This window comes from Streptococcus sp. OH4692_COT-348 (assembly GCF_003859975.1).
Lineage (GTDB): Bacteria > Bacillota > Bacilli > Lactobacillales > Streptococcaceae > Streptococcus.
Genome location: NZ_RQZB01000018.1, coordinates 19,676 through 36,507 on the forward strand (window position 1 = coordinate 19,676; position 16,832 = coordinate 36,507).

The window sequence follows — 16,832 nt, forward strand, 5'->3', positions numbered from 1 at the left end:
TTACTCTAGAAAGGTAAAGGAGGAAATTCCCTATGAGAAAGAAACTCTTTCTGACTAGTGCTGCGGTCTTGTGGGCAGTAACAGCTATGAATAGTGTCCATGCAGCAACAGATGTTCAAAAAGTCATCGATGAAACCTATGTCCAACCTGAATATGTCCTAGGTTCATCATTGTCTGAAGATCAAAAAAATCAAACCCTTAAAAAACTAGGCTACAATGCCTCAACAGACACAAAAGAACTCAAGACCATGACACCTGATGTCTATTCTAAGATTATGAATGTTGCCAATGACTCTAGCTTACAATTGTATTCATCAGCCAAGATTCAAAAACTAGGTGACAAGTCGCCACTTAAGGTCAAGATTGAAACACCAGAAAACATTACTAAGGTGACTCAGGATATGTACCGAAACGCAGCAGTAACTCTGGGTGTGGAACATGCCAAAATCACTGTAGCAGCACCTATTCCCGTTACAGGAGAAAGTGCTTTAGCAGGGATTTATTATTCGCTAGAAGCTAATGGAGCTAAGGTGCCACAAGCCAACAAAGACTTAGCTCAAGAAGAGCTAAAGGCTTTGTCCGATATCAATGCTGAAAATAAGGACAAAACTGGCTATGATGCTAATAAATTAAACGTTGCCCTAGCCGATATCAAGTCAGGACTCGCCAAAGCTAAAGAAAGTAAGGGAAATCTGACGGAGGAAGATGTCCGTAAAATCGTTGAAGATACCTTAAAAAATTACAAACTCGATCAGGTTATAACAGGAAACCAAATCAATATCATCATCAATTTTGCTTTGAATCTCTCAAAGAGTGATATCCTCAGCAATGCAGACTTCACTAAAACTTTGAATGACCTTAAACAAAGCATCGTATCACAAGCTGGCGACAGTTTTAAAAATATCAACCTTAACTTTGATGCGGATAAGGCGCTAGAGGATGGCGGGAACTTCTTAAGCTCCCTCTGGCAAGCCATTGTCAACTTCTTCAAGAGTTTTGGTTCTTAAGAAATTTCATGGTATAATAGATGGTAACCGTAACGTTGCCGTCTTTTTTGTCGGCCAATAGAAAGAGAAGAGAATGTTAAAGAAAAATGATATTGTAGAAGTTGAAATTGTGGACTTGACCCATGAAGGTGCAGGAGTTGCCAAGGTGGATGGTTTGGTATTTTTTGTTGAGAATGCTTTACCAAGTGAAAAAATCCTCATGCGTGTCCTCAAGGTTAATAAAAAGATTGGTTTTGGGAAGGTTGAAGAATACCTAGTCCAGTCGCCACACCGTAATCAAGATCTAGATTTGACTTACCTACGTTCAGGAATTGCGGATTTAGGTCATCTTGCCTATCCAGAACAACTCAAATTTAAAACCAAGCAAGTCAAAGACAGTCTCTACAAGATTGCTGGAATTGATGATATAGAGGTTGCTGAAACTTTGGGTATGAAAAATCCAGTCAAGTACCGCAATAAGGCGCAGGTGCCTGTTCGTCGAGTGAATGGTGTCTTGGAAACTGGCTTTTTCCGTAAGAATTCCCATGACCTCATGCCTCTAGAAGATTTCTTTATCCAAGATCCTGTGATTGATGAGGTAGTTGTAGCCCTACGTGACTTGCTCCGTCGTTATGACCTGAAGCCTTACGATGAAAAGGAACAATCTGGCTTGATTCGAAACCTTGTGGTGCGTCGTGGCCACTATTCAGGGCAAATCATGGTTATTTTGGTAACTACTCGTCCTAAAGTTTTTCGTGTGGAGCAATTGATTGAACAACTCATCAAGCAGTTCCCAGAGATTGTGTCTGTCATGCAAAATATCAACGACCAGAACACCAATGCGATTTTTGGTAAGGAATGGCGCACACTTTATGGACAAGACTTTATCACTGACCAGATGTTGGGAAATGACTATCAAATCGCTGGACCCGCTTTTTATCAAGTCAATACTGAAATGGCAGAGAAGCTTTATCAAACAGCCATTGACTTTGCTGAATTAAAAGAAGATGATGTGGTCATTGATGCCTATTCTGGTATCGGGACGATTGGTCTTTCTGTTGCGAAACATGTCAAAGAAGTTTATGGTGTTGAGGTAATTCCAGAGGCGGTTGAGAATAGCAAAAAGAATGCTCAGATGAACAATATTTCAAACGCCCACTATGTCTGTGACACAGCTGAAAACGCAATGAAGAATTGGCTCAAGGAAGGAATTCAACCAACCGTTATCTTGGTTGATCCTCCACGCAAGGGCTTAAACGAAAGCTTTATCAAAGCAAGCGCCCAAACAGGAGCAGACCGCATCGCCTATATCTCATGTAATGTCGCCACCATGGCGCGTGATATCAAACTCTACCAAGAATTGGGATATGAGTTGAAGAAAGTTCAGCCAGTGGATTTATTTCCTCAAACGCATCACGTGGAGTGTGTAGTGTTGCTACAACGAAAAAAAGGGTGAAAATCCTTGATTTTAAGCTATTTTACAAGCATTTTGTCTTTGTAGATAAAGGCAATTTTGACGTCAAAAAAGTCCTAAAAAGGCACATATATGTATATGTATTTGTAGATGTCGTTTGCGCATCGGAAAAATGAATACAACAATAAATATTTATCTAAAGAGAGAACAATTGTATATTGTTCTCCTTTTTTTATTTTCTGGAGGAAAAATGACAAAAGAATTACAATCATCACGCTATATTGTCATTTCATTTTTAGTACGTGAAATGGGAATTGATATTGTTGAAGCCATCTCTCTTATGGCTGAATTAGAAAAAAGTGGCTTGGTTCGATTGGAATCAAGTGGAGATTTAATACTCAAAGAACTTGGAGGAGCGCTATGAAACGAATTACCGCAAATCAATACCAAACTTCAGAACGGTATTATAAATTACCTAAAATTCTTTTTGAGGATGAAAAATATATGGATATGAAATTAGAAGTAAAGGTGGCTTATTCAATTTTAAAAGATCGTTTAGAATTATCTCTTAGTCGTGGTTGGATAGATGAAGAAGGGGCGGTTTATTTAGTATTTTCTAATTCTAAACTGATGAGGCTGTTAGGTTGTTCGAAGTCAAAACTACTATCAATCAAAAAAACTCTTAAAGAATATGACTTAATTGATGAAGTTCAACAGTCTTCAAGTGAGAAAGGAAGACTAGCTAATAAGATTTATTTAGGGGAGTTGTCTTCTACCCCAGTAGCTAATTCAAACAGACCTAGTGTTAAAAAAAGACTAGGGCAGGTTGAAAATGAAACGGCTCCCGTCTCACATTCAGCCACTAGTGAGACTGAAGTTAGTGAGACTAAATATAGTGAGACTGAATCTTTATTTATTGAGGATGAGGAAGAAAGGAATACTCAACCTATCTTGAGAAGAAAAGTAGAAAAGGTCACAAAATATGATCGAGATTATATTTGGGGATTGGTACAAGATCAATTTAGACGAGAGGGTTTTTCTGAAACAGCCAGTGATATAGCTATGACTGATTTTGAGAGAATCTATCAATATGCTCTAGATAATGTTCACTTTGTTAGACGTGCGGAAGTACTTGCTGAATTTGTGTTTAATGGCTTGTATTCCGTTTGGAACAACCGTGTTAGAAAAGGAGGTGGTTAAATGTCGCCAATCGAGTGGATATTAGTTATGATCATTGTCATTTCAAGTGGAGTGACAATTCTGACAATGATAGTCGATAAGAAAGGGGTGATAAAGAAATGAGATTTATTGATTTGTTTTCAGGTATAGGTGGCTTTCGACTTGGAATGGAAAGTGTCGGACACGAGTGTATTGGATTTTGTGAGATTGATAAATTTGCTAGAGAATCTTATAAGTCCATTTTTCAAACGAAAGGAGAGATAGAATTTCATGACATACGAGATGTTTCAGATGACGAATTTAAAAAACTTAGAGGGAAAGTCGATGTCATCTGTGGGGGATTCCCTTGTCAAGCATTTTCAATCGCAGGAAGACGATTGGGATTTGAAGATACTAGAGGAACTTTGTTCTTTGAAATTGCTCGGGCGGCCAAACAAATCCAACCACGTTTTCTTTTTCTTGAAAATGTTAAAGGCCTACTCAATCACGATAAGGGACGGACGTTCACCACAATCCTTACCACACTTGATGAGTTGGGGTTTGATGTTGAGTGGCAGGTGCTTAACAGTAAGGATTTTGGCGTTCCCCAAAACAGAGAGAGGGTGTTTATTATCGGACATTCTAGAAAGAGATGTACCAGACTCTTATTTCCTTTCAGACGAGAAGGTCAAGCAACTAACTCTGAGACTTTAAAAATATTAGGGAATTTGAATCCATCAAAAAGTGGAATGAGTGGTAAAGTCTATTATTCAGAAGGTCTTGCGCCAACCTTAGTTCGTGGAAAAGGAGAAGGATTTAAAGTTGCGATTCCTTGTATGACACCAGACAGATTAGAAAAAAGACAAAATGGTAGACGTTTCAAGGATAATCAAGAGCCAATGTTTACTTTAAATACTCAGGATCGCCATGGTATTGTCGTTGTTGGAGATTTACCAACTAGCTTTAAGGAAACAGGTCGCGTCTATGGAAGTGAGGGCTTATCTCCAACACTGACTACGATGCAAGGTGGAGATAAAATCCCCAAAATACTGATTCCAGAACCAATCCAATTTCTAAAAGTCCGAGAGGCAACGAAAAAAGGATATGCTCAAGCAGAGATTGGGGATTCAATCAATTTAGAAAGACCAAGTTCTCAGTATCGTCGTGGTAGAGTTGGAAAAGGCATAGCGAATACGTTAACAACTAGTGGTCAAATGGGAGTAGTAGTGGCTAGCTATGAAGGAGAAGATAAGCAAGTTTATCAAGTAGCCGGTGTCTTGATAGATGGACAATTTTACCGTTTGAGAATACGACGAATCACTCCTAAAGAGTGTTTTCGCCTACAGGGCTTTCCTGATTGGGCTTTTGAAGCTGCTAGAAAAGTCTCTAGTAATAGTCAGCTCTATAAACAAGCTGGTAATAGTGTAACCGTTCCTGTGATTGCCACAATCGCAAAGAAATTAAAAGAAATCGAGGAAAAAGATGAAAGCTTTAAATAAAGAGTCAATACTAGATTGTGATGAATTAGAAACAGAATTACATGATGCAGAAATCAGACAGCTGGATGAACAAATATTTTTGATGCCCAATTATCCATGTGAGTTTGAGGTGACATTTTTAGATGATTACCATAAAAAACACAACTACCCCCTATTTTACGAATCCTATCTTCAAAACATTATGGAATTCCTTGAAAGTCAGGATATAAAGAACGGAGCTGATGCCTTTGTAGATGATCATCAGAATCTTGTTTTTGTTTTATATGGACAAGGCTATCGAGCCGAGGGAAAAGAGGGAATACTTACAACCCAAGTAACTGTAAAAGCTTATGATGAAGACAAGAAACCGATTAACTTCGCAAATTTATTAGATTCCTTAATCGTCTCAGAATATCAAATGGAACCGAATCTTTGGGAGGTCTCTCATGATTGATCTCTATCTAAGTAAAAATAGCCAAAGAAATCAGCTTCTTTTAGACTTCTTTCAAAACTATGGCATAGAGGTCACTCCTCATTCTATTTCTGAAATGACAAAGGATAAATTAATTGAGATGATGAGCTATTCTTCAGATTGTTTCGAGTTTTTATCTCCCAATTTATTACGTTTTAAGAATCGAGATAACCTAAAATTAACAGATTTCATCGAAATGATATTAAAAAATCCTGAACTAACCATCAGACTTCCTCTTGCGGTTTCAAATAAGCGAGTTTATCCAAATTTGAATCTGGAGGAGGCTAGAGCTTTATTGCCAAGAGATACGAAACAATTGATTTACATGGCACAAACACATTATTTATCTAACTAAAGGAGAATCAATATGGCAGAACGATTTTGGGAGAACTTGTCCATTATTTTGGCTGAAAGGAATATCAGCTGGATTGAGTTAACCAGAAAAATGTTTGCGGGAGAGTTTCACTATCCAAGTGAATTGAATCGTTTGTATCAAAAGATACGCCACTACAAGATGGAACAACGAATGCCTCAAAGTCCATGGGTAGAAAGGATTGTGCAGGTATTAGATTTAGATTATGAAGATTTATTTCGGAGGTAACTATGAAAAGAATAATTCCAGTTTATATATTCCAACAAGTAAATGTCTTATTGGTATCCCTATACTTACTGAAATTGCTTTGTATTAGTGAGTTAACCATACTACAGATTCTCTATTGTGCGTCGCTCATTTCTTTTTTATGGATGTATGGTCAACGAAAACAAGTTGTCAAGGTCAATATGAAAACTAGGATGAAATGGCTTGGTATTGGATTCGTTAGCCTACTGATTATAAATCTATGTTTTAGCCTAATCCATGCTCAAGGAACTACGAATCAAGCAAACTTAATTGGCCTTCAACATCAAGTCCCTTGGTTTTCATTTTTATTGTTATTAATCAATGCGAGTATGGTTGAAGAATTTCTGTATCGAGAAATTTTATGGAACTTGGTTAGAAAATTAGATATTCGAGTTGCTTTGACAAGTATTTTATTTGTCTTAGCTCATCATCCAGGAACCATTTTAGCTTGGTGTTTGTATGTTTCACTTGGGATGTTTTTAGGGCTTGTGCGCTACAAATCGGACTTATGGGGCAGTATGGGGCTACATTTGGTGTGGAACCTATCAGTCTATGTCTTATTTTTTCTTTAATAATAGCTGGTCTGTCTTAAGCATGGATTAATTTTGAAATAAACAAAGTATAAATTTCTAATTATCTTTTTATATTTTCTTAAATGCTCGTAAAGCCTTATTCTATGTGCTTTCGAGTATTTTTACTGTAGGAAGATACTTCACGTTTCTTTGCATATTTCCTCATGTCTTAGCTGTCAGAAGTGGTAAATAAGTAGTAAATTCATTTGTACTACTAAGCAACAAGACGCTCCTGTTGCTTCTCTTTATTCAAGCGTTTCATTTCTGCCATTGCAGAATCGAATGTTGCATGTGCGTAATAGTTCAGCGTCATGGCTATATTAGCATGTCCCATAATGTACTGTAATGCCTTTGGATTCATTCCTGCATTTGCATAGTTGGTACAGAATGTATGTCGCAAACTATGTGGAGTGATGTGTGGCAATTTATCCTCGTTATACTTATTGTATTTCTTAACAAGACCTTTCATCATGCCGTTGTAATCACTTGCCACTTTTGGATAGTTCTTTCTATTAAGAAAGAGGAAATCACTATATCCATCAATCTCAACACGCTTATCATTCTTTCGATTCGCTAACACTCGCTTAAATGCTTGATAGGCTTCTTCAACCATAGGAACTTGACGTTCGCCACTTTTGGTCTTTGGTGTTTCAATGTAGTACCCAATTTCAGTATCTCTCAATAGCTGATGGTCTATATTGACAAGACGATTCTCAAAATCTAAATCTGGAAGTGTCAAACCACCAAACTCTGAAATACGAAGACCTGTTTTTAAGAGTATCAGAATTTCATCATAATTTTTGCTGTAGGTTTTATCAGCTTTTGCAAAGACTAACAGTTTTTCTTCCTGTTCTTCTGTTAGTACGGTCTTAGGGACAGTATCATCATCAAGAACTGCTTTCAGTTGAAAGTCAAATGGATTCTTCCGAACACAATCATCTTGTATAGCAATATAGAATGAAGCCTTTAAAGAACGTTTGTAGTTATTGATGGTTTGATAAGCATAACCATTTTCACTCATTCTAATAGCCCATTCTTTAGCGTCTGATGGCTTAATACTGTCAATACTTCTTACACCTAACTTGTCTTTCTTCAAAATATCCATAAGATATTTGCGTCCAGTTTCAGTGTTTTTTCTAACCTTTGGTCTTTGAGCGTTCTGTTTTGCGTAAAGCTGGCAGAGTGTCATTTTCTTTCCTACAACATCAATACCATCATGAATGTCTTTCTGTAACTCTGCGATTTTCTCTCTAAGTGAGATACAATCACGCTTTCCTGCTGGTACTCGGTCTGTAGCCACAAGTTTCCACGAGTAAACAAATTGCGGTTCTCCAAATGAATCTATATATTTGTATAAGTATCTTCCGTCTTTTCGTTGGCTCTCTCCAGTCTTTAAGATTCGACCTTTATTGTCACGTCTTTTTTCTGACATGGCATTTGCTCCTTTCCTTTATGGAAAGAGCCTTGATACGACTTAATACTATTTTATCATATACAAGACCCTTTGGCGACGCTAGATTGCGTCCAATGTATCTATAATTTTTTCAAATTGTTTTCGTTTAATCTGAATACGATTGCCATTCATAATCAGCCAATTTGCATTTTTATTTTCCTCTGCCAAGCGTCGTAGCTTGTTTTCGCCAATACGAAAATATTTTGACGCTTCTTCAATGGTTAGGGTATAACGTTCCCAAATAGGAATGTCAGTCTGCTTCATAAAATCCTCCTTTCCAAATCACTTATTTGGATTTCATAAAAGTTGTTTTACCAGCAATCGAACAGCTTTAGCAAAGCTCACGGGAGTTCCACCCCTGCATGGTTCTCATGTAGCCATACTCATTGCCTGCGACGGTTTTATCACGCTCGGACTATTGACTGTATGGGAGTATCATTATCACGATAAGAATGTCGTTGCAGGCAATCCTGCTAAAGATTGCTTCTCGGATCACTAACATGAATCGCTCGCTATCTTTATAAGATAGGTCATGGCGGTTAGTTCCGTTGGCTCTTTTCTTATCGAAACGTATTCGATTACTTTTATTCAGTTTTCAAAGAACAATGGCTCGTTAGCCTATCAAAACACATTGAAAGCTCAATATGCTTTGGTGGAATAACAAACCTCCCTGTTCGGGAAGCGTGGAATGGTTTAGCACGCTTCCACGAAAGGAGAGAGGATATTACTTAATTTCAAATGACAAAATCTTTGTAATCAGTCTGGTTTCCATTCTTCCACGTAAGACTTCATCAACGACCATACTTTGATTGCCATATTCATCTTTCATAAGTCGTAGGGAACGCTTCGTTATGTACCCTCTGTAATGATGTAGAATCTGGTTAATCGCTTCGGTATCGCCATCTGTTGCCTTTACAATGAGAGGAAAGGGAATCATAGGATATTGTGTTTTCATTCTTCAAATTCCTCCATAAACTTTTTAATTAAGGCTAGTCCACTGGTTCTATGCCGATAGACAGTAGAACGGTTCAATTTCAACAGGTCTGCAATTTCTGAATCGCTCATGTCCATAAAGTAAAACAGCAGTAGAATTTCACGTTTCTTGTCTGGCAACTCACGTAATGCTTCACTCAACAAATCATTTTCAACGCCTACTGATAACCCATTGAGTGTAAAAATCTGAAAGTCAGTTGAATAGTTATCTGTTGTCGCAAACTGGCTAACAAGATAATCGCCAACATCCGAAAAGGACACCTCACGCTTTGCAATCCTTGAAAGATAAAGCATATAATTCTTTCGCTCGTCTTCCATAGCACGTTTACAGATATAGTCAAACTGATTTTCTATTGTGGTCTGAAAAGAAGATGGTTTCATGTTTCTCACCCCCTTTCTGTCTAGGAAAGGAAGTGAGCCTTGCTCGTTTATCTCCTTTCACTCTTAGTCCCAATGTGAAAGGGGGATTTGTTGCATTACTGATAAATAAACTTTGTAAAAAAGTTCTGAATAGCCAAAAAAGCATATAAACAGATTTATTTCTCTGTTTACATGCTTCTGTTATTCTATCTATATGATTTATAAAACCACATTGGTGGACGTACTTATCTATTGCAGATAGACGACTTTTTTTGACAAGAACCCAATGTAAGGAAATTTATTGTATATGATGTACTTCATGGCGACGTTGACCTCCAACAAACCGCCATTTGGAAGTAATATACAATATTTTAACAGCGTAAATAGCACTACCATATAACGGTTTTTTTTATTGGCGTTTAGTAGTGCTTTTTATTAAATATAAACCTATAAACCATATTGAACTGCACCCCAAAAGTTAGACAGAAAAAATCTAACTTTTGGGGTGTTTTTATTATGAAATTAACTTATGATGATAAAGTTCAGATCTATGAACTTAGAAAACAAGGATATAGCTTAGAGAAGCTTTCGAATAAATTTGGTATAAACAATTCTAATATTAGATACATGATTAAATTGATTGATCGTTACGGAATAGAGTTTGTCAAAAAAGGAAAAAATCGTTACTATTCTCCTGATTTAAAACAAGAAATGATTCATAAAGTCTTACATGAAGGCTGGACTAAAGATAGAGTTTCTCTTGAATACGGCCTCCCAAGTCGTACGATACTTCTTAATTGGCTAGCACAATACAGGAAAAACGGGTATACTATTGTTGAGAAAACAAGAGGGAGAGTACCTAAAATGGGACGTAAGCCAAAAAAGAGACCTGAAGAGAGGACAGAATTAGAACGTCTTCAAGCAGAAAATGAGTACCTGAGAGCGGAGAATGCTATCCTAAAAAAGTTAAGAGAACTCCGATTGAAGGAGGAAAAAGAGAAAGAAGAAAGACAGAAATTGTTCAAGAATTAATGACTGAGTTTTCGTTAGATATTCTTCTAAAAGCCATTAAACTAGCTCGTTCGACCTACTACTATCACTTGAAACAGCTAGATAAACCAGATAAGGACCAAGAGCTTAAAGATGAAATTCAATCCATTTTTATCGAACACAAGGGAAATTATGGTTATCGTCGGGTTCATTTAGAACTAAGAAATCGTGGTTATCTGGTAAATCATAAAAGAGTTCAACGCTTGATGGAAGTACTCAATTTACAAGCTAAAATGCGACAGAAACGAAAATATTCTTCTCATAAAGGAGATGTTGGTAAGAAGGCAGAGAATCTCATTCAACGTCAATTTGAAGGCTCTAAAACAATGGAAAAGTGCTACACAGATGTGACAGAATTTGCCATTCCAGCAAGTACTCAAAAGCTTTACTTATCACCAGTTTTAGATGGCTTTAATAGCGAAATTATCGCCTATAATCTTTCAACTTCACCCAACTTAGAACAAGTAAAAACAATGTTGGAACAGGCATTCACAGAGAAGCACTACGAGAATACGATTCTCCATAGTGATCAAGGCTGGCAATATCAACACGATTCTTATCACCAGTTTCTTGAGGGTAAGGGAATTCAAGCATCCATGTCACGTAAGGGTAACAGCCCAGACAATGGTATGATGGAGTCCTTCTTTGGGATTCTGAAATCGGAAATGTTTTACGGTTATGAGAAGTCGTTTCAGTCGCTTAAGCAATTGGAACAAGCTATTGTAGACTATATTGATTACTACAACAATAAACGAATTAAGGTAAAACTAAAAGGACTCAGTCCTGTGCAATACAGAACTAAATCCTTCGGATAAATTGATTGTCTAACTTTTTGGGGTCAGTACATATAACACGTTTTTCTATACCTGTTTTTAATTCAGTAGGAACAATAAAATGTATAGAGGTGGTCTACTATGCGTAAAAAAGAAGATAAATATGATTTTAGAGCCTTTGGTTTAGCCATTAAAGAAGCTCGATTGAAACGAGGTTTAACTCGTGAACAAGTGGGAGCATTGATTGAAATTGACCCACGGTACTTAACTAATATTGAAAATAAAGGGCAACACCCCAGCATACAAGTTCTTTATGACCTTGTATCGTTACTTCATGTTTCCGTTGATGAATTTTTCTTACCTGCTAATAACTTGGTAAAAAGCACCCGACGATTACAGATAGAGAAATACATGGATAGCTTTACAGACAAAGAACTATCCTTAATGGAATCTTTAGCCAGCGGTATCAACGAAGCAAGAAACATCGAAGACTAATTAAAAGAATCCATACATAACGGAAAGAGCCGATAAAATGAGATTGTATTAATCTCATTTTATCGGCTCTGCGTCTTTGCGTCTGGCTCTGTAATCACAGTTACTTTGAACTGCTTTATTTCAATTAAATTTTCTTGTCTGCATTTCGGACAATAGAGGGGGAATTTTTTTAATTCAGTATCTTCCCTTATCTTTAATCGTGTTTTATTTCCACATACAGGACACAATATCCACTTGTAGTTTATAATAACTATCTCCTCCTTTACACTTTAATTCAAATCTTTATTAAAAAATATTTCATCTTATTTAACAAGAAACCATATTTATATAACAACATAAAATACACTAAGTTATTTTATTGAACATATATCGTACTTTATCTATCCGACTATTTGGACGACGGGGCTGGCAAACAGGTTCACCGGTAGTAACATGGTACCCTTTTAACTCTGTTAAACAAACACTACGTCCATTTGTAAAGAAAGTTAAATCACTACGATATTCTTGAATACACCGAGCAGGGATTTCTCCACTAAGAATGACCTCATTATTTTTCAATTGAGTGTCTACGATGTTCGCACAATATTTAGGAGCATCGTTGTATGCTCGTGAAAGATATTCCTGTGGCGCATAAATTTTAAAACTAAGATATGGCTCTAACAATTCTGTTCCAGCTTTTTTTAAGACTTGTTCCAATACAATAGGAGCAAGCATCCGAAAATCTGCTGGGGTACTAACAGGGCTATAGTATAAGCCATACTTAAAACAGATTTTACAGTCCGTCACATTCCAACCATACAATCCTTGTTCACAGCCATAGCGTATCCCCTCCATAACTGCATTTTGAAACGATTGATTTAAGTATCCAAGAGAAACCGAGCTCTCATACTGTACTCCGCTCCCTAATGGAAGCTGTGCTACAGATAGACCAATGGAAGCCCAGAAAGGATTCGGTGGAACTTCGATGTGAATGGTATACTCTGCTTTTTTTAACGGTCTTTCCATATAAATGACTGTAGGCTCTTTTATTTCTATCTCCACATGATACTTTTCTTGCAGCAGAGCACAAGTCACTTCCATTTGTACTTTCCCTAAGAAAGAAAGTATGATTTCATGTGTCGCAGAATCCACATAATATCGCAGAAGCGGGTCACTGTCGGAGATTTCTAAAAGTGCATCAAGTAACATTTCCCTTTGTTGAGGTTTGCTCGGTTCAACAGTCGTTTGCAGCAGAGGGAGGGGATTTTCAATTCTCTCTCTCTGTGGCAATAGCTTTGTATCTCCAAGAACACTATTTAACTTCAAAAACTCATTCTGCAAAATAACAATTTCCCCGGAATAAGCCTTATCGATTTTACATAATTCACCATTTATTGAAGTATACATTTCTGTAATTTTTATTTTTTCCTTTTCCGATATTCTAACCGAATCTCGCAAATGCAGTACGCCACTATAAAGACGTATATATGCAAGACGCTGTCTTTTTTCCGAATACTCAATTTTGAAAACTTTTCCGCAAAGTTCAGACTGACCTCGATGTGTTGATGAATAAAATTTATTCGTAATCACTTCTATAAGGTTATCAATCCCTATATTGTTTTTTGCACTTCCATGATAAAGAGGGAACAGAGAACAATTCTGAAATCTTATGCTTTCCTCTTGTTCGAGTTCCAATGCTTCTAATGATTTACCGGACATATATTTCTCTAAAAGGTCATCGTTTCCCTCTATTACCGTATCCCATTGTTCAGATTCGGTAAAGTTCGTCACACACATATTAGGATACAGTTCTACCTTCTGTTTGATTACAATTTCGGCAGAAAGTTTCTCTTTAATATCCTGATAAACCGTTGATAAATCAATTCCATTTTGGTCAATCTTATTGATAAAAAAGATTGTGGGAATCCCCATTTTCCTAAGTGCATGAAATAATATACGAGTTTGTGCTTGTACGCCATCTTTTGCAGAAATCAGTAGAATTGCCCCATCTAAAACTGATAATGAACGATATACTTCTGCTAAGAAATCCATATGTCCTGGCGTGTCTATGATGTTCACCTTCGTATTTTCCCACTGAAAAGAGGTTATTCCTGTCTGAATTGTAATTCCTCTCTGACGTTCTAAAAGCGTATTATCCGTCCTCGTTGTACCTTTGTCCACGCTTCCTAATTCTGTAATCGCTCCACTGTTATATAATAAGCTTTCTGTTAAGGTAGTTTTTCCTGCATCAACATGAGCTAAAACTCCAATATTAATAATTTTCATGTGATTTTCCTCCATTCAAAAGCCCAAAAGGGCATAAAAATCCCAGTGATAAATACTCTTATCACTGGGATTTTTATGCATAACCATAGGCATACAAAGCATACAGATATTCTCCGGATACTTTAGAATCACATGATAAAGGTATTCTTAAACTGGGTACAAAAAACTAAGCCCTCCTAAAAAAGGACATCCAATTATTTGTTCCCACTATCAAATTGACAGTTTATTTAAGAATACCTTGCCGCATATTTATTAACTCCTTTTAAATAGATACTTAAATAATAGCACGTAAGAGCATATTTGTCAAGGAATCTCCAATTTTTTATCAAAGAGAGTACGTGATTACAAAATAGCTGTAATAATGTACCAATATTTGTTATTCTATAATCTTCCAATTACTCCCGTTCTTTTCAAGTACCAAATCAAATTGAGATACCTGCGTTGCTTTGGTCTGCTGGTCGATATACTCCACTGTCAGCGATACCGTGACTTGATTATCCTTACGATTGTGAATAGGATTTACCAGTTCTTGAAAGATGTACTCTTTTCCGATTGGTTTTAATATCCCGTCATTCACATAGTAGGAAAGTTCACTGGCTGTCGCTGTAGGATAGAGCTTGAAGAACGTCGTTAAAAACTCATTGATTTCATTGGTTGTAATGGAATCAACCGTCCCCTCACTTTCAATGGCTTTTGGTTTATAACTTGATTTCTTAGGTATGTTGGTAATGGTCGGATTCTTAACCAGTACCATATTTCCAGAACCATCTACATAGACACTCACTATATAAGCAGAGTGGACGGTCTTTGTATTTTCTCCCTCTGTAATGAGCTGGTCTACACTGTAGGTTACATTAAACTCATTGTCGCCAGTTGGCTCTACCGTCCATATCTGAAATCCTCTTACAGAAGACGATACAGGAATATCTTTGCGTACTGTATCAACATTGAGAGCTTGAAGTTCATCTGTCAGATAGCCTTTTAGACTTTCCATTCGATTATCAATGGACTTATCGGATTGCTCCCATGAATAGTAGACTTTCGCAAAGTTCTCTACAAAATTTTCTACATGATGAGTATCAACGTATTCCTTTTCTATGATAGTTGTTTCGTGAATAGTATGAGTATCTATAGCTGTAAAGTGCTTGAATATCGCAAAGCTGAAACTAAGCCCTAAAAGTACCCACAAGGCAATCACAACCTTTTTATGAGGATTGACCTTATAGTAGACACGAGGTTTCTTTTCCTTTGGTATCTGTTTTTCTTTATTCTGATTTTTTCTAAATTTCATCATTATATCTTCCTTTCTCATTGTTTGATTCGTCCTGCTCCCACTAAATGCTGTTGCCAGTAGGGGCTTGTTAAGTCGGCATAACCGATTGGGTCGCCTGCATGAAACATACGGTTATTGCCAAGGTATAGCCCAACATGAGTAATATAAGAGCCAGCGTTATAGGTAGAATGAAAGAAAACCAAATCGCCAGCTTGTGCTTCCGATAGTGGGATATGCTGGGTCACATCATATTGCTGTTGTGCGGTTCGTGGTAAGTTAATTCCAGCTTTTCCATACGTCCATTGTGTCAGTCCGCTACAATCAAAAGAAGTAGTCGGGGAAGCTCCACCGTAAACGTATCGCCAGCCCTCATATTTCAGTGCTTCGTCCATGATGGCTTGTACCGTATCATCATCAAACTCTGTTGTGACAAGATACTGCGTTACCAGTTGCACATAAAACATATTGCCATAGTTGTATCGCCAGCCCCCATTGATAGGTATGGCTATGGGATTGGGGTAAGACACTTTTTCGCCACCTGAATACTCTTTTGAGAAACTTTGAGCCAGTTCAAAGGTATATTTATTTCCACGATTAGCCACATACCCTAAGAAACCACCACCATAATTGTAGGACTGGATAACCGATTCTAAATCTACACTGAGCCTTTCGCTACTGGCTAATAATTCACTGAAATACTTCACACCTTGCTTAATGGATTCTTCTGTACTCAATGAATTAGGTGGAAGACCGAGGGATTCCGAGGACTGCATAACATCTTCCGCAGTACCGCCCGATTCCACCTGTATAATCGCAAGAAGTATGTTGACATATTCTTCAACGCCATATTCTTTGGCATATTTTTCTACCATAGGCTTATGAGCCAGCACTTCTGCGGAAACATTCACACCTCCATAATGAATATTGGAAATTCCGCTGTCCTGTTCATCTGAAAATAAAATGGCAACAAACAGAAGCAGTGAGAAGACCATCAAGAATAATCCAGAACCACCAATCACTAAAGTTTTCAACTTCATGGTTTCTTACCGACTTTCTTAATGGTGGCGGTTTTGATTGGTGGTCTACTTCTTGTATTTTGTAGTGGTACTCTTTGAACAGTAGACGGACGTTCTTTTGTGATTGGACGTTGTGAAGTTCTATCTGCTGTAGTGGTTGAAGTTGCTGGCTTTTGAACGGTTTTTTCTTGAACGGTATTGCCTTGGCGTTCCACTTTTGGACTTGAAAAATCGGACTTAACTGCTGGACGCTCTTGTTTGGCTTGTTGAGATTCCTTATATGAAGTCTGAATATTAGACTGTTTTGAGGTCTGTTCATCATGATATTGTTCTTGTCTTGTAGTCGGTCTTTCATGAACAGAAGGGTTCTGTTGCAAAGTTTTAAATCTACTATCAAATAAGGTAGAATAATAGAAAAAGATAGCAGGAGGAATGACGATGAATCATTTTAAAGG

The 16,832-nt window shown here is 37.2% G+C and carries 20 protein-coding genes and 2 pseudogenes; 12 read left to right on the plus strand and 10 right to left on the minus strand.

What is annotated here, in order from left to right; translation table 11 throughout:
- Positions 1–32: 32 nt before the first annotated feature.
- The 9 genes from EII37_RS09170 to EII37_RS09210 all read left to right on the plus strand — a co-directional run bounded on the left by EII37_RS09170 (position 33) and on the right by EII37_RS09210 (position 6,699).
- A complete protein-coding gene (locus EII37_RS09170; RefSeq protein ID WP_124788365.1) occupies positions 33–1,007 on the plus strand; it encodes a DUF1002 domain-containing protein in 975 nt (324 codons plus the stop codon).
- Positions 1,008–1,080: 73 nt separating this feature from the next.
- Positions 1,081–2,442, plus strand: coding sequence for a 23S rRNA (uracil(1939)-C(5))-methyltransferase RlmD (gene rlmD, locus EII37_RS09175; protein ID WP_124788366.1), 1,362 nt, complete (start codon positions 1,081–1,083; stop codon positions 2,440–2,442).
- Positions 2,443–2,650: 208 nt separating this feature from the next.
- On the plus strand, positions 2,651–2,824 hold the full coding sequence (locus EII37_RS09180; RefSeq protein ID WP_000159607.1) for a hypothetical protein: 174 nt from the start codon (positions 2,651–2,653) through the stop codon (positions 2,822–2,824).
- Positions 2,821–3,600: a replication initiator protein A gene (locus EII37_RS09185; protein ID WP_124788367.1), complete on the plus strand. Its 780-nt coding sequence runs from the start codon at positions 2,821–2,823 to the stop codon at positions 3,598–3,600. The genes EII37_RS09180 and EII37_RS09185 overlap by 4 nt, the downstream gene beginning before the upstream one ends.
- 98 nt (positions 3,601–3,698) lie before the next feature.
- A complete protein-coding gene (gene dcm, locus EII37_RS09190) occupies positions 3,699–5,057 on the plus strand; it encodes a DNA (cytosine-5-)-methyltransferase (protein WP_124788368.1) in 1,359 nt (452 codons plus the stop codon).
- Entirely contained in the window at positions 5,041–5,490 is a 450-nt protein-coding gene (locus tag EII37_RS09195) for a hypothetical protein (RefSeq protein WP_000645896.1), read from the plus strand. The genes dcm and EII37_RS09195 overlap by 17 nt, the downstream gene beginning before the upstream one ends.
- Entirely contained in the window at positions 5,483–5,863 is a 381-nt protein-coding gene (locus EII37_RS09200; protein WP_061864590.1) for a hypothetical protein, read from the plus strand. The genes EII37_RS09195 and EII37_RS09200 overlap by 8 nt, the downstream gene beginning before the upstream one ends.
- 12 nt (positions 5,864–5,875) lie before the next feature.
- The gene (locus EII37_RS09205; RefSeq protein ID WP_000840776.1) at positions 5,876–6,109 is read left to right on the plus strand and encodes a hypothetical protein; all 234 of its coding nucleotides are present in this window, start codon (positions 5,876–5,878) and stop codon (positions 6,107–6,109) included.
- 2 nt (positions 6,110–6,111) lie between these two features.
- Entirely contained in the window at positions 6,112–6,699 is a 588-nt protein-coding gene (locus EII37_RS09210) for a CPBP family intramembrane glutamic endopeptidase (protein WP_000821309.1), read from the plus strand.
- 214 nt (positions 6,700–6,913) lie between these two features.
- Here EII37_RS09210 and EII37_RS09215 read toward each other — a convergent pair whose 3' ends face one another.
- Positions 6,914–8,131: a tyrosine-type recombinase/integrase gene (locus EII37_RS09215; RefSeq protein ID WP_124788369.1), complete on the minus strand. Its 1,218-nt coding sequence runs from the start codon at positions 8,129–8,131 to the stop codon at positions 6,914–6,916.
- Positions 8,132–8,212: 81 nt separating this feature from the next.
- Positions 8,213–8,416, minus strand: a complete 204-nt coding sequence (locus EII37_RS09220) for an excisionase (protein WP_000814511.1) — start codon at positions 8,414–8,416, stop codon at positions 8,213–8,215.
- Here EII37_RS09220 and EII37_RS11435 point away from each other — a divergent pair.
- On the plus strand, positions 8,400–8,651 hold the full coding sequence (locus EII37_RS11435; protein WP_001845478.1) for a hypothetical protein: 252 nt from the start codon (positions 8,400–8,402) through the stop codon (positions 8,649–8,651). The two genes, EII37_RS09220 and EII37_RS11435, sit on opposite strands and share 17 nt — an antisense overlap.
- A gap of 225 nt (positions 8,652–8,876) precedes the next feature.
- On the opposite strand, the gene EII37_RS09230 is transcribed toward EII37_RS11435, so the two are convergent.
- Positions 8,877–9,107 (minus strand): helix-turn-helix domain-containing protein, encoded by a 231-nt coding sequence (locus EII37_RS09230; protein WP_000857133.1) that lies wholly within the window; start codon positions 9,105–9,107, stop codon positions 8,877–8,879.
- Complete coding sequence (locus tag EII37_RS09235; protein WP_000804885.1) at positions 9,104–9,526, minus strand: sigma-70 family RNA polymerase sigma factor; 423 nt, start codon at positions 9,524–9,526, stop codon at positions 9,104–9,106. Before EII37_RS09235 ends, EII37_RS09230 begins: the two co-directional genes overlap by 4 nt.
- A 495-nt stretch (positions 9,527–10,021) precedes the next feature.
- Between EII37_RS09235 and EII37_RS09245 the strand changes: the two genes are divergently transcribed.
- Together EII37_RS09245 and EII37_RS09250 are read left to right on the plus strand one after the other, a co-directional pair.
- Positions 10,022–11,370 (plus strand): IS3 family transposase gene (locus EII37_RS09245; RefSeq protein WP_124788370.1). Its coding sequence is split into 2 segments (ribosomal slippage): positions 10,022–10,463 and positions 10,463–11,370, totalling 1,350 coding nucleotides; the frame shifts between segments, so codons are not numbered across the junction.
- Positions 11,371–11,469: 99 nt separating this feature from the next.
- A complete protein-coding gene (locus tag EII37_RS09250) occupies positions 11,470–11,823 on the plus strand; it encodes a helix-turn-helix transcriptional regulator (RefSeq protein WP_001227347.1) in 354 nt (117 codons plus the stop codon).
- 59 nt (positions 11,824–11,882) lie between these two features.
- Here EII37_RS09250 and EII37_RS09255 read toward each other — a convergent pair whose 3' ends face one another.
- The 6 genes and pseudogenes from EII37_RS09255 to EII37_RS09280 all read right to left on the minus strand — a co-directional run.
- On the minus strand, positions 11,883–12,050 hold the full coding sequence (locus EII37_RS09255) for a cysteine-rich KTR domain-containing protein (protein WP_000336323.1): 168 nt from the start codon (positions 12,048–12,050) through the stop codon (positions 11,883–11,885).
- Positions 12,051–12,168: 118 nt separating this feature from the next.
- Positions 12,169–14,088 carry a tetracycline resistance ribosomal protection protein Tet(M) gene (tet(M), locus tag EII37_RS09260; protein ID WP_050072437.1) on the minus strand — a complete coding sequence of 640 codons (1,920 nt, stop codon included), beginning with the start codon at positions 14,086–14,088 and terminating at the stop codon, positions 12,169–12,171.
- Between the two features lie 15 nt (positions 14,089–14,103).
- Positions 14,104–14,151: pseudogene (locus tag EII37_RS11560) on the minus strand (hypothetical protein); the annotation flags it as partial.
- 313 nt (positions 14,152–14,464) lie between these two features.
- Positions 14,465–15,400, minus strand: coding sequence for a conjugal transfer protein (locus EII37_RS09270; RefSeq protein ID WP_124788371.1), 936 nt, complete (start codon positions 15,398–15,400; stop codon positions 14,465–14,467).
- On the minus strand, positions 15,397–16,398 hold the full coding sequence (locus tag EII37_RS09275) for a lysozyme family protein (protein ID WP_124788372.1): 1,002 nt from the start codon (positions 16,396–16,398) through the stop codon (positions 15,397–15,399). Before EII37_RS09275 ends, EII37_RS09270 begins: the two co-directional genes overlap by 4 nt.
- A pseudogene (locus EII37_RS09280) lies at positions 16,395–16,751 on the minus strand (YtxH domain-containing protein); the annotation flags it as partial. The gene EII37_RS09275 and the pseudogene EII37_RS09280, both read right to left, overlap by 4 nt.
- Positions 16,752–16,832 lie beyond the last annotated feature (81 nt).

Coding starts and splice junctions, on each gene's coding strand:
- EII37_RS09170 (WP_124788365.1), top strand. CDS start 33: ATGAGAAAGAAACTCTTTCTGACTAGTGCTGCGGTCTTGTGGGCAGTA.
- rlmD (WP_124788366.1), top strand. CDS start 1,081: ATGTTAAAGAAAAATGATATTGTAGAAGTTGAAATTGTGGACTTGACC.
- EII37_RS09180 (WP_000159607.1), top strand. CDS start 2,651: ATGACAAAAGAATTACAATCATCACGCTATATTGTCATTTCATTTTTA.
- EII37_RS09185 (WP_124788367.1), top strand. CDS start 2,821: ATGAAACGAATTACCGCAAATCAATACCAAACTTCAGAACGGTATTAT.
- dcm (WP_124788368.1), top strand. CDS start 3,699: ATGAGATTTATTGATTTGTTTTCAGGTATAGGTGGCTTTCGACTTGGA.
- EII37_RS09195 (WP_000645896.1), top strand. CDS start 5,041: ATGAAAGCTTTAAATAAAGAGTCAATACTAGATTGTGATGAATTAGAA.
- EII37_RS09200 (WP_061864590.1), top strand. CDS start 5,483: ATGATTGATCTCTATCTAAGTAAAAATAGCCAAAGAAATCAGCTTCTT.
- EII37_RS09205 (WP_000840776.1), top strand. CDS start 5,876: ATGGCAGAACGATTTTGGGAGAACTTGTCCATTATTTTGGCTGAAAGG.
- EII37_RS09210 (WP_000821309.1), top strand. CDS start 6,112: ATGAAAAGAATAATTCCAGTTTATATATTCCAACAAGTAAATGTCTTA.
- EII37_RS09215 (WP_124788369.1), bottom strand. CDS start 8,131: ATGTCAGAAAAAAGACGTGACAATAAAGGTCGAATCTTAAAGACTGGA.
- EII37_RS11435 (WP_001845478.1), top strand. CDS start 8,400: ATGTCAGTCTGCTTCATAAAATCCTCCTTTCCAAATCACTTATTTGGA.
- EII37_RS09220 (WP_000814511.1), bottom strand. CDS start 8,416: ATGAAGCAGACTGACATTCCTATTTGGGAACGTTATACCCTAACCATT.
- EII37_RS09230 (WP_000857133.1), bottom strand. CDS start 9,107: ATGAAAACACAATATCCTATGATTCCCTTTCCTCTCATTGTAAAGGCA.
- EII37_RS09235 (WP_000804885.1), bottom strand. CDS start 9,526: ATGAAACCATCTTCTTTTCAGACCACAATAGAAAATCAGTTTGACTAT.
- EII37_RS09250 (WP_001227347.1), top strand. CDS start 11,470: ATGCGTAAAAAAGAAGATAAATATGATTTTAGAGCCTTTGGTTTAGCC.
- EII37_RS09270 (WP_124788371.1), bottom strand. CDS start 15,400: ATGAGAAAGGAAGATATAATGATGAAATTTAGAAAAAATCAGAATAAA.
- EII37_RS09275 (WP_124788372.1), bottom strand. CDS start 16,398: ATGAAGTTGAAAACTTTAGTGATTGGTGGTTCTGGATTATTCTTGATG.